The organism is Clostridioides sp. ZZV15-6597 (genome assembly GCF_020657815.1).
In the GTDB taxonomy this organism is placed as follows: Bacteria; Bacillota; Clostridia; order Peptostreptococcales; family Peptostreptococcaceae; genus Clostridioides.
Window position 1 is genome coordinate 1 of sequence record NZ_JAGWCT010000088.1, and the last position, 16534, is coordinate 16534.

Below are 16534 nucleotides of genomic sequence, written 5' to 3' on the forward strand. Positions count from 1 at the left end.
ATTTTCATATTTACACATTTAAATTTTTTATAAAAATTATTAAAATTTAATCTAGTACTATAGAATAAATTCTATTTGTACAAACAAAAATAGAGTAGTGAATAAATTCACTACTCTATATAAATAATTTATGATATCATAACATTATAAACTTATAGCATTTTTTGTACATTCCTTTACATTTACTACTTTACTCATAATTAGAACTGTCAAGAGTTCTGAAACAGCCATACTTACCCATATTCCATTTATTCCAAATAACTTAGAAAAAACAAATAGTATAATCGGCAATAGTAAGATTGAACGTAAAACTCCTATAATATTAGAATGTACTGGCATTTCTATCGCTTGATAATACATCATAGTTGTTAAATTTTTTCCAATCATAAGATAGGCTAAATTAGCCATGTTAAGTGCAACATAAGCCATTAAAATAATTTCTTTATCACTCGTAAATATTTTTATAATTTCTTTTCCAAATAAAAAACATATTACTGTGAATATTATAGATACACAAAAACTCATTTTTGTTGCCATATTATAATAGCCTAACATTTTTTTAATTTCTTTAGAGCCAAAATTATAACTTATAAGTGGTTGAACACCTAAAGTTATCCCCATTAAGAGATTATAAATATTAGTAGTTACATAGTTTACTACAGCATAAGCAGAAAGACCTACATCTCCAACAACTCTTGTCAAAACTATATTATGTGCAAGTATAATTATTGAAAAAGCACTCTCTGCAAAAAATGAAGGAAATCCTATATTAAATAATTCTTTTAAAACATCCTTTTCTATCTTTGCTGGCCCAAAGGATAACTTACCTTTTTTAAACATAAAATGAGGTAACATTATTATAAGTGTAGATAGTTGACCTAAGCCACTTGCAATTGCTGCACTTTTTACACCAAATCCAAGCTTAAATATAAATATATAATTTAAAGTTATATGAAATATGGTTCCTGACACAGTAGCTATCATGGCAAGTTTTGGTCTTCCATCATTTCTTAAAAAACTACAAAAAACAAGACCTAGCAAATTTGGAAAACAGAAAGCAGCATAAAATGTTAAGTATTCAGAAGATAATCCGACTAAACTTTCTGTTGCTCCCATAATTCTAACTATATGCTCTGAAAAAAGTATACAAATTATTGTAAGAGATAAACTACCTATTATTAAAACTTTTATTACTTGCCTAAATATATTTACAGCCCTTTCATCATCTCTAGAACCAAATTTTTTCGAAACTAGTGCTCCTCCTCCAACTGCCATTAAACTGGATAATCCTAAAAATACCATTACAAGAGGCATCACTATACTAACAGCTGTAAGTGCTGAATCGCCTAGTCCTTTTCCCAAAAATATTCCATCTAATATTGTATTAAAGGATGATACAAACATAGCAAGAGCTGATGGTATAGCATACTCTAAAAATTTTTTTGACATTAAAAATCTCCCTCCCATAGATTATTATAATAAATATTATTTCACTATATAAAATACTAATCTATCCTCTGAGGGTAGAGTCAAGTTTTTTTGTATACTATTTTTTTCTTATTTCTAATTGAACCAATGTCTTTTCTTTTGTGTCTGAATCCACTCTAGAAAGCATCCATATTTCATTAAAGTTTCCAACAAGTTCTATATTATTATCATTTGCATAATCGATTATTTTTTTATAATAATCATAGGCATTATTCCAATTATCATCATATATAATTGTTAAATATTCACCTGCTGGTAAAATGTGCTGATTTTCATATTCTTCTCTTTCTGTAAAATCTACTATATAATCATATAATAGTGCTTTACCTTCTTTAATTACTTTCTCATATGAAATACTACCTGAAATTATAGGATATACATCATTATACTTATCTTGAATGTGTAAAATAATATGTCTCAGATACATCTCAAGTTCAACTTCATCCTTTGAATTACATTTATAGACATTTACTTTTCTTTCTTTATTGTATTTTATAAATACATTATTTAAATCATATTTTAACAATTCATTTACTTTAAATTCTATATCATTTAGATAATTTTTCACATCTGATAGTTCTTTTATTTTACTTTCTATCATTTTATTTTGTCTATCAATTGTATTCATCATAGACTCAATTGAGCTATCTGAATCAATTAATTTTTTTATATCTTCAAGAGCCATACCCATAATCTTACAGTACTTAATTACATCTATACTCATAAACTGCTCTCTTGAATAATACCTATATTTATTTTCTTGGTTTACATATGCTGGTTTTAATATCCCTACTTTATCGTAGTATCTTAGAGTTTTTATTGACAAATCAAAAAGTCTAGATACTTCTCCTATCGAAAAATATGTTTTTATATTATCCCCTCCTTTATATTTTGCATTAAAATGGTACTACATTAATCTATAAATATCAATATAAAATTAGTTGTATTTTTAATTAATTTTATATTGATATTTATAGATTAGAAATAATAAAATAATGATAGAATTATATAAAAAATAAGAGAAGCTTTTAAAAGCTTCTCTTATTCCATCTCTGCTATAGGTATCGTTTTCCAATGTTTTCTTAAAATTGCTTCAACATTTTCTGAATCTTTCGCTCTCATAAACTTCACTGCCTCAATATGTTGATTATTGCTGTAAGTTAACATTTTATACAATTCTTCTTCATTATCGCTAGTATATGACTTTGACATAAAATTATATCTAAGAGAATTCAACATATTTATTAACACTTGATTATCTGATTTTGCTATGTATATATCGTGAAATTCATTGCTTAGTTTTAAGTAGTTATTGTAATTTTTATACTTTATAGAGATAGCCATCATTTCTGTTAGCTCGTCCATTTTTATTAAATCTGATTCAGTTAAATTTTCTAAAGATGAAGAACCTGCTAACGCATCTAACACACCAATTACAGAATATGTGTCTAGTTTTTCCTTTTCCTGAAACTCTTTTACCACAAATCCTTTATTAGGTATCTTTTCTAGTAAATTTTCACCTGCCAACCTCGTTAGTGCTTCCCTTGCTGGTGTTCTACTAACTCCAATAGAGTTGCAAATTTCAGATTCAGTAATTCTCTGATTAGCTTCATACTCTCCATTTTGGATTTTTTTTGATATATAGTCATAGACTTGAGTTGTAAGTGGATCTACTTTCATAAGACACTCCTCCATATTAAGATTATAAAAGTTAAATCTCCCTACAACTTCAGTAGAGAGGTTTTGTTTTATCTTACTTATCTATATAATATCATAACTTCTATATTTTTTACACTTCTTTGTAATATTTTGAAATACTAAAATTTTTATGATAATTTAAAACAAAAATGTAGCAAAACCTTTGATAAATCAAAACTTTTGCTACATTTTTACTTTTAATTTAAATTATTGTACTTAAAATACACTAAAAATAATAAATGATTTAGAATCCATATGGATTTTTAATTCGTTATTTTCTATCGGTATATTTTTATTTACATTTTTAGAATTATATTTTATAGGTATTTCCTCTATAAAGCTACCCTCTATATTTAATGACAGATTTTCAGGATTGTTACTTCTGTTTATTAAAATTAGTATCCTATCATTATCTTCATTAAATCTTATAAATGCAAACACATTATCATTTCTAGTATATATAAATTCTGTTTCTCCAGAACTTAAAATTTTATTTTTATTTCTGATTTTTATAATATTTTTATAAAAATTTAACATATCTTCATCTTCATTTTTCCATGGATATGTTCTTCTATTGTCTGGGTCTACATCTCCACAAAGACCTGCCTCATCTCCATAGTATATATATGGTACTCCTTCAAATGTCATTTGCGTAGCTACAGCAAGTTTCATCAAATCTATATCATTATTTAATTCAGTTTTAGCTCTTGTAACATCATGTGTTCCAATTAAATTTAAATTAGACTTAAATGATTCTTTTGGATAATTTTCTTTAATTTGTATATATCTATTGCTAAGTTCATATGAATTAATTTCTCCTTTTAAAAAAGAAAACATATTATTTCTAAATGGATACCCCATAACAGAATCTAATTCTTCGCCTAATAAATAGCTTCTTCTTTGACCATAACTAATCTTATTTGAGGCGTCTTCCCATACTTCCCCTATAAGTATCGAGTCATTATCAGCTTCTTTTAATTCCTTTTTCAGCTCTCTTATAAACTCAGTTGGAAGTTCATCTGCAACATCCAATCGCCACCCTTTAATCCCCATATTCATCCATTTGTTTACGACACTATCCTTGTCATATATTATATAATCCATATAGCTTTTTTCTAATTCATTTGTATTTGGCAAGGTCTTTATATCCCACCAACTTTTATATTTATGAGGAAATTCTTCAAACATATACCATGAATAATATGGTGATTCTTCTGATTGATATGCACCTAAACTATCATAATTTCCATACATATTAAAATACTTACTATCAGCTCCAGTATGACTAAAGACACCATCAAGTACTATTGATATATCTTTTTCTTTTGCTTTATCAATTAATTCTTTAAATGTATCTTCATCTCCAAACATAGGGTCAATCTTTTTATAATTTCCTGTGTCATACTTATGATTACTAGAGGCTTCAAATATAGGACTTAGATATAATATACTCACTCCTAATTTTTTTAGATACCCAAGTTTATTAATTATTCCTCTTAAATTTCCACCATGAAAATCCCACCTTATAATATCCCCTCTACTGTCCTTTATGTATATAGGTATATCTTCCCAATTACCATATATAAAGCTGTTTTTCTTAGGATTATCAACCTTCCCATTACGATTTCCATTGTTAAATCTATCTACAAATATATGGTAAAGTACTCCTTCTTTATACCAGGTTGGCACTTTAAAGTCTTTATAAACAGTAATTTGATATTTATTGATATCATTATAATTATATTCGCAAGTGTATCCATTTTCTCTATTCTTTCCATAGAATACAGTCTTTTTCTCACTATCTATTTCAACAATTACTTTAAAATAATAGAAATAAACACCGGTTATATCAAATTTTTCAACATTACAATAAAAATACTTTCCAAATGTGTTATTGTTTAATTCTTCATTTAAAATTATTGTCTTTGTTTCATCTTCTTTGTTTATTTCTAGGGAAATAGACTCAACATTATATCCTTCATTTACTTTAACTTTAATTATCAATTCTTCATCAAATTTTAAAGCTCCAAACGGAGCCTTAAAATTTTTATCCCAAGAATTATATTCTATTATGTTTTGCATTTATAATCACACCCTTTTAAACCAAATGTCTTTTGCATATTCAGAAATTGTTCTATCAGAAGAAAAAAATCCTGAATTAGCTATATTAACCAAAGACATTGTATTCCATTTTTCTTTATCACGATATAGTTTGTTTATATTTGCCTGAGCTTGACCATAATTTTCAAAATCCCTCAATACAAAGTACTCATCATTGTAAGTGGTAAGTGAATTATAAATACTTCTACCTTCTTCACCTAGGTTAGGAATAAATCCATTTATTAAATCATCTACTACCCTTTTTATATTCATGTTAGAATGATACAAATCAAGTGAAGAATATCCACCAAACTTATTGTAATTCAGTACTTGCTCTGCACTAAGTCCAAATAAAAACATATTTTCTTTTCCTACTTGTTCACATATTTCTACATTTGCACCATCTAATGTGGCTAAAGTTATGGCACCATTCATCATAAATTTCATATTACTTGTTCCTGATGCTTCTTTTGTTGTCGTTGAAATTTGTTCACTCACATTTGCTGCTGGTATTATTATCTCTGCTAATGATACACCATAATTCTCTATAAATACTACTTTTAACTTGTCCTTTACTCTAACATCATTATTTATAGTACTTGCAACTGAATTTATAAATTTAATTATACACTTGGCTAAATAATATCCTGGTGCAGCTTTTGCCCCAAATATAAAAGTTCTTGGGTCAATATTTAAGTTAGGATTGTCAAGTAATTCATGATACATATGGAGTACATTAAAAATATTCAATAGTTGCCTTTTGTAAGCATGCAACCTCTTAACCTGAACATCAAATATAGAATTAGGGTCGATATTTAAATCATATTTATCATTTATAAAATTTGCTAAATTTACTTTATTATTGTATTTTATATCATCAAGTCTTTTTAAAACAGAAAAATCATTTTTAAATTTTTCAATATTCTTTAGCTGTAAAGTATCTGTTTTCCATGAGTCACCAATTAAATCTGTTATTAAATTGCTAAGTTGAGGATTTGAACTTATAAGCCATCGTCTATGTGCAATTCCATTAGTTTTATTGTTAAATTTATTTGGTTCGTCTTGATAAAAATCTTTTAAAACTTCTGTTTCAAGAATTTGAGTATGAAGCTTAGCAACTCCATTTACACTGTGACTTGTTACAATACATAAATTTGCCATATTTATGTTGTCCCAATCTATTATACTCATTCTTCTTATTTTATCTTGGTCATATCCTTTATTATTTAACTCTTCTACATATCTTCTATTTATTTCTTCTATTATCATATAAATTCTTGGTAATAGCTCTTTTATCATGCTTACAGGCCACTTTTCCATTGCTTCTGACATTATAGTATGATTAGTATAAGATACTGTTTTTTTAGTTATCTGCCATGCTTCATCCCAAGATAATCCCTCTTCATCAAGTAGAATTCTCATAAGTTCTGGTATACATAAGGTAGGATGTGTATCATTTATATGAATTGCCACCTTATCAAATAAATTCCTGATATTTAGCTTATTCTTTTTACACTTCCTTATGATATCTTGTACACCTGCACTTACAAAGAAATACTCTTGCTTAAGTCTCAATAATTTTCCTGCATAATTTGAATCATCAGGATACAACACTTGTGAAATTTCTTCAGTATAATACTTGTGTTTTAAAGCTTCTTCATAACTTCCTGAATAATTTAGAGCATTTGAGGTAAGTTCTCCAAAGTCTCTTTTTGGTATCTCACTTTTAAATAATCTTAAAGTATTGATACATTGATTTTGGTATCCAATTATTGGTATATCATAAGGCATTGCCATTACAGGAAGATAGTTTTTATGGACTACTTTTAAATGAATTCCTTCCTTAATCAACTCTACTTCTCCACCAAACTTCACCATTGTCGCTTCATTTGGTCTTACAGTTTCCCATGCATAACGTCCTTCTGTAAGCCAGTTATCAGGTACTTCGACCTGATAACCATTTACAAATTTTTGTTCAAACAAACCGTATTTATATCTAATTCCATATCCTTGACCACTTATATTCAAAGATGCCATAGAATCTAAAAAACATGCTGCTAATCTTCCAAGACCACCATTCCCTATGGCTGGGTCTACCTCAGCTTTGATTAAATCATCTAAGTTAATTCCTAATTCTAGTAATCCTTCTCTAACTTCTTCTTCAATATTTAAATTTAATAAATTAGATTTTAATTGTCTTCCTATTAAAAACTCTAGACTAAAATAATAAACTTCTTTTTTCTTATCTAACTTCGTAGCAACCCATTTTTTTGCTATTTCATCTTTCAGTAGACTACATAGTACATTTAACAATTGTTCATCAGTAGCTTCCTTGATAGACTGTGCATATAAGCTATACATTTTCACTTCAAATTTTTGCTTGAATTTCTTTTTGCTTATTGTTACCAAAAAAACCACTCCTTTAATCACATATGTCTCTATATGTTTCTATATACTCCTTAGCTGATTTTTTCCAACTATTATCAGTATTCATTGCATTTTCAACTAGTTTCATCCATTTTTCTTTATCTCTAAAAACCTTAATTGCATTTTTCAAACAGAAAAACATCTCATGAGCATTGTAATTTTTAAAACTAAATCCATTCCCTTCTCCAGTAAATTGATTATAAGGTATTACAGTATCTTTAAGTCCTCCAGTTTCTCTAACTACTGGCAAAGAACCATATCTCATAGCTAGCATTTGACCTATACCACAAGGTTCAAATAGTGATGGCATCAAGAATATATCACTTGCAGCATAGATTTGTTGAGCCAACGATGCATTAAATGTGATTCTAGCTGATACTTTACCTGAAAAATTAGAATCGTAATAATTAAACATTGATTGATATTGATGTTCCCCAGTTCCTAAAATGACAATTTGTAAATCTTCCCTCATAAGCTCCGGCATCATATAGGCTATTAAATCAAATCCTTTTTGAGAAACTAGTCTTGAAACTATTCCTATTAATGGAATAGAAGAATCTTTTTTTAATCCTAATATATCTTGTAATCTCAGTTTATTTTCCAATTTTTTCTCAATAGAATTTACATCATAATTAACAAATATATCCTTATCTTTCTCAGGGTTATTCAAGTCATAATCTATACCATTTAATATACCTTTTAATTTTCCTGATTCCTTTCTAAGCAAACCATCTAATTGTTCTCCATAAAAAGATGTTTGTATCTCATTTGCATAAGTAGGACTAACAGTTATAACTTTATCTGCAAAATTTATTCCAGCTTTCATAAAATTTATTGAACCATAATACTCTATATCTCCATTATCAAAATATTTTTCAGGTAAATCCAATATATCATCTAAGACATACTTATCAAATACACCTTGATATTGTAGATTATGTATAGTATACATAGTTTTTATATTTTTATACCCCTCAAGGGTTGCATATCTCTCTTTTAAAATTAATGGTAACATTCCTGTGTGCCAGTCATTTATATGTATTACATCTGGATAAAAGTCAATTCTACTTATAGCTTCTAAGACAGCATCTGTAAAGAATGTATATCTTTCTGCATCATCTCCATATCCATAAATACTCTTTCTCTCATCTTCTCTTCTAAAATAAAATTCATTGTCTATAAAATAAAATTTAACACCATCTAGCTCCATTTCTAAAAGACCACAATATTGATTTCTCCATCCAACACGTACACTAAAAACAGCTATTTCTTTTAATTGATCTTTTAAATAACTTGGTATAGTTGAATATTTAGGCATTATTACCCTTACATCTACACCTTCTTTTTTTAATTCTTTAGGCAATGCATAAGATACATCTCCTAATCCTCCAGTTTTAGCAAAGGGCCAACACTCTGCTGTTACATAAAAAACTTTCACTAGCTATTCCCCCTTCTAAAAAATATTTTTATATATTCGTATTTTTTTCTACTACAATAGGATATTTTTCATCTCCTTTTAACTCTTTTCCTTTTGATACACTTGTATTTTTATCTAGTATTGCATTATATAGTTTTGCATTTGACTTTATTACACAATTTTGCATTACTATTGAGTTTTCTATAACTGTTCCTTTTTCAACATTAACTTTTCTAAATATAATACTATCTTTTACAGTACCTTCTATTAAGCAACCTGATGCTATAAAACTATTTTCTACCTTTGCACTATCTGTGTAAATTGTAGGTGACTCATTCTTTTCTTTAGTAAATATTTTTCTTTCAGAATACAATAATTCATCAGCCACTTCTATTTCTAATAAATCTTTACTCATTTGAAAATATGATTCAACAGAATTTACACATTTCAAATATCCTGTATACTCATAAGCTCCTATTTTCATATTTTCTGCTTCTTCAACAATAAATTCTTCTAGATAACAATAGTTTCCTTTATTTACAATATTATATATACATTCTACAAAATCTTCACGCTTCATAATATATATTTCCATACATATATTTGCTCTAGGGAATTTTCCTAAATTATTTCCGACATTTATTACTCTGTTATTACTATCTAAGTTTAAAGTTAGATTACCTTCAAAATCTTTATTTGCATTGTTTACATTTTTATATATCATAGTTATATCATTATGAGATTTTTTATGGTATTCCAAAGCCTGAGAATAATCTAAATTGCATAACATATAACTTGGAGCTATTAAAATATATTCTTCTTCACTTTTCTCTATATAATCAAGATTAGCCAGTATTGTGTATATATCTCCTTTTCTATGTGAGTAAGTATTTCTATACTTAGTATTTTCTGGGCTAAAAATTGATAAACCACCCTTTTTTCTACTTAAATCCCAATCTTTCCCGCTACCTATATGGTCTGTCAATGATCTATATTTTTCTTTTGCAAATATTCCAACTTTTGTAATTCCTGAATTTATCATATTAGATAGAGCGAAGTCTATTATTCTATATCTTCCAGCTATTGGTGTAGAAGCTATCGGTCTTCCATAATTAAGTTTATTTATTGCAGGGTCTCCTTTTTTGTTTAAATTTATTATACCTAAACATTCATTTCTCATCTTAAAGACCTCCTTCTATTAATACGCATCTAGGCTCTATATTTTCATATTCAGAAACTACATTTATCTCATTATTTACATTTTTTATCTGAACATTATCATTTATAGTTGCACATTCGCCTATCATAGCTTTTTCTATAGTTACATTTTCTCCTATTACAACATTTGGCATGATTACTGAATCAATTACTTTGCTTCCTTTTCCAACAACAACTCCATGTGATAATACAGAGTTTCCTACTTCTCCTAAAATTCTACAACCATCAGCTATCATTGATCTATGAACATTTGCACTTTTGCCTATATATTGAGGAGGCATTGCCATTGTATTTGTATATATCTTCCATTTAGGGTTTGATAAATCCAGTGTTTCTGGAGATTTAATTATATCCATATTTGCATCCCATAAACTTTGTATAGTTCCTACATCTCTCCAATACCCCTTAAATGGATATGCATACATTCCAACATTATCCTCTAACATTTTAGGTATTAAATTCTTTCCAAAATCATCATAATTTATATCTGGATTTTTTTCTGCTTCTTTAAAATAACTTCTCAACATTTTCCAATCAAATATGTATACTCCCATAGATGCCAAATTACTTTTAGGTTCGCCTGGCTTTTCTTCAAATTCATAGATACTTGAATCTTCATTTGTATTCATTATGCCAAATCTAGAAGCTTCATCCCAAGGTACTTCAATTACTGCAATCGTAGCTTTAGAACCTTTTTCTTTATGAAATTTTAACATTTTACTATAATCCATCTTATATATATGGTCACCAGATAATATTAATACATATTCTGGATTATAGGTATCTACAAAGTCCATATTCTGGTATATAGCATGTGCTGTACCATTATACCAATTTCCCTCTTTTTCATTCATAAATGGTTGTAATACATATACTCCACCATTTATTCTGTCTAAATCCCAATGACTTCCCATGCCTATATGAGAATTTAATATCAATGGTCTATATTGAGTTAAAACACCTACAGTATCTATACCAGAATTTGAACAATTGCTTAAAACAAAGTCAATAATTCTGTACTTTCCTCCAAATGATACGGCTGGTTTTGCAATCCTCTTTGTAAAAACTCCAAGTCTTGAACCTTGCCCCCCTGCCAAAATCATAGCTAACATCTCTTTTTTCATTTAATGACACTCCCCTCATCTAGTAATTAATATTTATAATTGCATTTTTACCTTTATAAACTTTTAGTCAATAAATGTTGTGTATAAATTTTGCCCAAACGCTAATGTAATAAGAGTAAAATAATATAAACTATACAATTTCTATAATATATACCCCATAATTGTTTTATTGAAGTATGCATTATTTTCCATCAGTGCTATAGTACTTATAATATTCAATTCCTAATTAGAAAATAATATAAACATTTATTTTATAGATATAAAAAATATTTTTTATAAATCAATTCATATCATACAAACATACTTAAACTTTTATGATTTTTTGATTTGATAATAATAGAACATAATATGACATGATTATCTAAAAATCTGTAAACAATTACTAGCTGATTTTATTTTTCTTGTCATTTCCTTATTTATGATTCAATTAATGAATTTTAAAATTTTAGTTTTATTGTTAGATATATTCATTACGTTTGATATTTTTATAACTATATATGTTATCAATATAAATATTCAAATTAAAATTACTTTCTTTTCCTACATGTTTTATTTAATATTATATAACACTTTTTACATTAGTAAAGGGTAAATTGTATAAAAATTCTGTTAATTTATTTTTAAAATCCCGTTTTATAAATAAAAACAAAGAAGAAGACTTAAAAAACTATAAGTCTTCTTCTTTTCAATGTGCATTCTATACTATATTTAATTAATTCGACATTTAATTTCCATTTCCTTCCTACGATAAAAAAACTCTTTTATTTTTTTAATGAATCATTTCCACTAAATGCATCTTTTACATCTAATATATCATTCTTATCATCACTCATGACTTCTTTTATCCCTTTGAATGTTCCTAGGAAATTAACTGCTTCTGAAGGTAAAACCAATTTTGTTGACTTGCCTTCAGCCATTTTTTCAAGTGCTTCCATAGATTTTAATGCTAGGATATTATTATCAATGTCAGACTCTTTCATCGCTGAAAACACTAATTTCAAACCTTCTGCAGTGGCCATTTGAGTTCTTTTAATCATTTCAGCTTCACCTTGTGCTTTAGCAATAGCTGTTTGTCTTATAGCCTCAGCTTCACCTTCTGCTACTAATATAGCAGACTCTTTTTCACCTTCTGCTACACGTACCATAGCTTCTTTTCTTGCTTCTGCCGTTAATATAGCAGATTGTTTTTCTCCTTCTGCTTGTAATATAGCAGCTGACTTATTACCTTCTGCTTGAAGTATTGCTTCTCTTCTTTCTCTTTCCGCTCTCATCTGCTTTTCCATCGCAACTTGGATATCATGAGGAGGCATTATGTTCTTTAACTCTACTCTATTTACTTTTATTCCCCATTTATCTGTTGCTTCATCAAGGATTGTTCTCATTTTTACATTTATTATATCTCTTGATGTTAGTGTTTCGTCTAAATCAAGTTCACCAATTATATTTCTTAAAGTTGTAGCTGTTAGATTTTCAATAGCAGCTATTGGATTTGCTATTTCAAACACATATCTAACTGGGTCTGTAACTTTATAATATACAACTGTATCAATCTGCATAGTTACATTGTCTTTAGTTATAACTGGTTGAGGTGGGAAATCTATTACGATTTCTCTCAAGTCAATCACATATGCCATTTTATCTAAAAATGGTATCAAGAAATGTACTCCTGTTTCAGCCACTTTTTGAAACTTACCAAGTCGCATTATTATACCTACTTTAGATTGTTTTATTACTCTTATACAGGTTAAACTTATTGCTACGACTACTATTATTAATACAATACTTAAAACAACTTTCATACCCATAAATATATCCTCCTTTATTTTATTGATTCGTCACACTAGTTGCAGAATTCACTTTTTTAACAACTAGTTTTACCCCTTCTATTTTTAATACTTCTACTGTAGAACCTTTATCAATCTTTTCATCATCTATAGAAATAGCAGTCCATATTTCATGTTCAACTACAACTAAACCAGTTTGATTAGAAGAAATTTCTTCTGTAACAACACCTTTTTTAGATATCATTGCTTGTAAATTGGTATTAGATTTATAAGTTTTATCTTTTTTTACAATTTTCTTAGTAGCTACAACTAACATAGCTATAGAAATTACAGCAAATATTAAAACTTGTAAAAATATACTCTTTATAAAAGTACTTAAAAATATGAGTATTACTGCTCCTACACTAAACCATATTAGTGTTAAGCTTGGAGTCAACATTTCTGCTATTCCAAATAAGATTGCTACTATCAACCATATCAACTTCATACTATCTACCCTCTTTTCATATGAATTATAAAACCCTATATAAATCATATTCTTTACACAATATATTTGAATATGAATTTAAACAATAAACCAAAAACCAATAAAATAAGTCAATTTTAGATTAATTTAATAGTATTATATCAGCATACTTTGTTAAAGTTGTTACAAAGTAGTATCAAATATTAGTCATTAAATAATCAAAAACTTGTTCATTGTTAACGAAATGTTACTTATTAAATCTGTTGCATTTACTGTATACATACTTTTTCCTAACTTATCTCCTATATAACCATGTACATATGCTCCACTCACTGTAGCTTCAAGTATATCCATACCTTGACCTATAAAAGAAGTAATCATACCAAGTAAACAGTCTCCCATTCCACCAGTTGCCATACAACTATTTCCTGTAGGATTTATATATGTTTCTTTACCATCTGTTATGATAGTTTGATAACCTTTTAAAAGAACAACTACATTATATTTTTGAGCAAATTCTTTTGCCACATCTACTCTATGTTCTCTTATATACCCAATTGAGTCACCTGTCAACCTGGCCATTTCTCCCAGATGTGGAGTAATTACAAACTTATTTTTCCACTCTAAAAACTTATAGCATCTATCCTTCATAACATTTAATCCATCTGCATCCAATATTATTGGACAGCTAGAGTTTTCTACTACTCTAAGTAATCTCTCAAAAGTTTTGTGATTATCTCCCATTCCTGGACCAAAACCAATTGCATTGCTAGAACTCAATAGTATATCAACTCTCTCTTCTTCAAAATTTACAGTCATTGCTTCATTGAGTCTAATAGATACTTTTTCTTGTACATCTTTACTACTAATCAAAGTTACAAGACCACTTCCACTTTTAACAGCAGATTCAGTTGCTATGAAACTAGCCCCATAAAATCCTTTTGAACCTGCAACTATAGATACTTTTCCAAAATCACTTTTAAATCCATGCTTATCTCTTTTTCTAATATTATTTTTTACAAAACTCTCATCAGTTATGAATTCATCATTATGGTATTTTCTTGTAATGAAATCTGGAACACCTATTTTTTCTACAATTACATCTCCAATAAGTGAGCTTACATCATAATTTAAAAACCCTCTTTTATAAAATTCAAAACTAATTGTTTTATTTGCTTTGATACAAGTTCCAAGTATACTACCTTTGTCACTATCTATACCAGATGGTATATCTATAGAATATGTATTTTTGCTGTTATCATTTACTATATCAATTACTTCTTTAAAAATCCCAGTTATTTCTCTCTTTAGCCCTGTTCCAAATATTGCATCTATTACGACATCACTTTTAGATACTGCTTCTTTAAATATTGTTAAATTTTTATTTTTAATTATACTCTGTTTTTCTGTTTTAATAATTTCATCCACTTTATTTTTATTTATATAGTCATTATACTCCTCACTTAAATCATTTTTATCAATATTTATAATATTAATCCCCATATTTAAAAGTATATTATAATTGATTTTAGAACATTCACTTAGTTTCTTGATATTACCAATTAAAAAGACATTCACATTTTTCCCTTTTAGCTTTAAATGTCTTGCTATTCCAAGACCATCTCCACCATTGTTTCCAACACCACATACAATTGTATAATCATTATATATATCTATATCCATGTTTCTCATTGCAGATATTACTGCATTTTCCATCAATACAATCATTGGAATTCCCAATTCTTCTACGCATGCATTATCAACACTTCTACTTAAATTAGCTGTACCTATCAACACATATCATCACTCCTATAAAATTAAAGACTTCCTAAAATATTTAAATAAAAACATATAAATATCTACTGAAGTCTTTTTAATCTCTTGACACACTCCCCATAGCTAAAGCAAGGGGATTCTTGGTGGCTAACGACTTAACACTATCTAAACGATAGAATCATAGGTGGTTACAAAGCCAAGCTACTTGGACGGTGTCTTCGCCACTACTACCTTATATGGTAGATACTTTTAAATTAATAGGTTGCTTATGGTTTATACTAAAATCAACTAAATTATATTTATGTTTTTTATTTAAAATATTCCATGCACCAACTATATCTCTATGAGTTTTATAACCACAAGTACAACTATAAGTTCTACCAGTTGGTTTGTGTTTTTTAGAACACTTTGGGCAAGTTTGAGATGTGTAGTTTTCTTTAACTAGCTTAACTTCAATACCTTGCTCTTTAGCCTTATATTTAATATAGTCTTTAATGCGACCATACTCCATTTGAGATATTTTTTGTCTATTAATTCTATTTAATCTTTTCTTCTTTTTTGTATTTTTCTCAATCCCTTTTATATCTCCTAAAACTATTTCACATACTTGTTGCTCTACACAAAAGTCTATAAACTTTCTAGTTGTTTGGTGGTATAAATTTATTAATTGGTTATCTGTTTTAGTTCTAATAGTGTTTTTTAATTTCCATAATCTCTTATATTGTCTACTACCTTTTTTACATCTACTTAATCTTTTAGAGATATAAGCATACATCTTATTTCTAAATTGCTTAATACTTCTACCTTCTCTATTAGATATTATAAGTCCGATACCTTCATTAGTTATACTAGCTATCGAATGTATTTCTCCTAAGTCTACACCTACGGTGTTGTTACCTTTCGGTGTTGGATCAATGATTCCATCATCAAATGTATAATACAAATAATATCCGTTTCGTCATACTATTTCAGCAGTCTTTATATTTTCAATATTAAAATCTAACTCTAAATATATACCTTTTGACATTGATAACTT

The 16534-nt window shown here is 27.8% G+C and carries 12 protein-coding genes; all 12 read right to left on the reverse strand.

Features of this window, described 5'->3' with window-relative positions; genetic code table 11:
- Positions 1–144: 144 nt before the first annotated feature.
- Positions 145–1449, reverse strand: coding sequence for an MATE family efflux transporter (locus tag KGF52_RS16120; protein ID WP_227840878.1), 1305 nt, complete (start codon positions 1447–1449; stop codon positions 145–147).
- A 97-nt stretch (positions 1450–1546) separates the two neighbouring features.
- Positions 1547–2359: a MerR family transcriptional regulator gene (locus KGF52_RS16125; protein WP_227829867.1), complete on the reverse strand. Its 813-nt coding sequence runs from the start codon at positions 2357–2359 to the stop codon at positions 1547–1549.
- Between the two features lie 170 nt (positions 2360–2529).
- Entirely contained in the window at positions 2530–3168 is a 639-nt protein-coding gene (locus tag KGF52_RS16130) for a GntR family transcriptional regulator (protein ID WP_227829859.1), read from the reverse strand.
- A gap of 234 nt (positions 3169–3402) precedes the next feature.
- A complete protein-coding gene (locus KGF52_RS16135; protein WP_227840879.1) occupies positions 3403–5268 on the reverse strand; it encodes a glycoside hydrolase family 13 protein in 1866 nt (621 codons plus the stop codon).
- 6 nt (positions 5269–5274) lie between these two features.
- Positions 5275–7695, reverse strand: coding sequence for a glycogen/starch/alpha-glucan phosphorylase (locus KGF52_RS16140; RefSeq protein ID WP_227840880.1), 2421 nt, complete (start codon positions 7693–7695; stop codon positions 5275–5277).
- 13 nt (positions 7696–7708) lie between these two features.
- Positions 7709–9151, reverse strand: a complete 1443-nt coding sequence (gene glgA, locus KGF52_RS16145) for a glycogen synthase GlgA (protein ID WP_227829862.1) — start codon at positions 9149–9151, stop codon at positions 7709–7711.
- A 28-nt stretch (positions 9152–9179) separates the two neighbouring features.
- Positions 9180–10310: a glucose-1-phosphate adenylyltransferase subunit GlgD gene (glgD, locus tag KGF52_RS16150; RefSeq protein WP_227829863.1), complete on the reverse strand. Its 1131-nt coding sequence runs from the start codon at positions 10308–10310 to the stop codon at positions 9180–9182.
- A gap of 1 nt (position 10311) precedes the next feature.
- Positions 10312–11472 (reverse strand): glucose-1-phosphate adenylyltransferase, encoded by a 1161-nt coding sequence (locus KGF52_RS16155; protein WP_227840881.1) that lies wholly within the window; start codon positions 11470–11472, stop codon positions 10312–10314.
- A gap of 761 nt (positions 11473–12233) precedes the next feature.
- Complete coding sequence (locus tag KGF52_RS16160; protein WP_227436770.1) at positions 12234–13277, reverse strand: SPFH domain-containing protein; 1044 nt, start codon at positions 13275–13277, stop codon at positions 12234–12236.
- 19 nt (positions 13278–13296) lie between these two features.
- Positions 13297–13743 (reverse strand): NfeD family protein, encoded by a 447-nt coding sequence (locus KGF52_RS16165; RefSeq protein WP_227840882.1) that lies wholly within the window; start codon positions 13741–13743, stop codon positions 13297–13299.
- Positions 13744–13932: 189 nt separating this feature from the next.
- Positions 13933–15519 (reverse strand): NAD(P)H-hydrate dehydratase, encoded by a 1587-nt coding sequence (locus KGF52_RS16170; RefSeq protein ID WP_227840883.1) that lies wholly within the window; start codon positions 15517–15519, stop codon positions 13933–13935.
- A 211-nt stretch (positions 15520–15730) separates the two neighbouring features.
- Positions 15731–16441, reverse strand: a complete 711-nt coding sequence (locus KGF52_RS16175) for an RNA-guided endonuclease TnpB family protein (RefSeq protein WP_227840884.1) — start codon at positions 16439–16441, stop codon at positions 15731–15733.
- Positions 16442–16534 lie beyond the last annotated feature (93 nt).

Coding starts and splice junctions, on each gene's coding strand:
- KGF52_RS16160 (WP_227436770.1), bottom strand. CDS start 13,277: ATGGGTATGAAAGTTGTTTTAAGTATTGTATTAATAATAGTAGTCGTA.
- KGF52_RS16130 (WP_227829859.1), bottom strand. CDS start 3,168: ATGAAAGTAGATCCACTTACAACTCAAGTCTATGACTATATATCAAAA.
- KGF52_RS16155 (WP_227840881.1), bottom strand. CDS start 11,472: ATGAAAAAAGAGATGTTAGCTATGATTTTGGCAGGGGGGCAAGGTTCA.
- KGF52_RS16120 (WP_227840878.1), bottom strand. CDS start 1,449: ATGTCAAAAAAATTTTTAGAGTATGCTATACCATCAGCTCTTGCTATG.
- KGF52_RS16165 (WP_227840882.1), bottom strand. CDS start 13,743: ATGAAGTTGATATGGTTGATAGTAGCAATCTTATTTGGAATAGCAGAA.
- KGF52_RS16135 (WP_227840879.1), bottom strand. CDS start 5,268: ATGCAAAACATAATAGAATATAATTCTTGGGATAAAAATTTTAAGGCT.
- glgD (WP_227829863.1), bottom strand. CDS start 10,310: ATGAGAAATGAATGTTTAGGTATAATAAATTTAAACAAAAAAGGAGAC.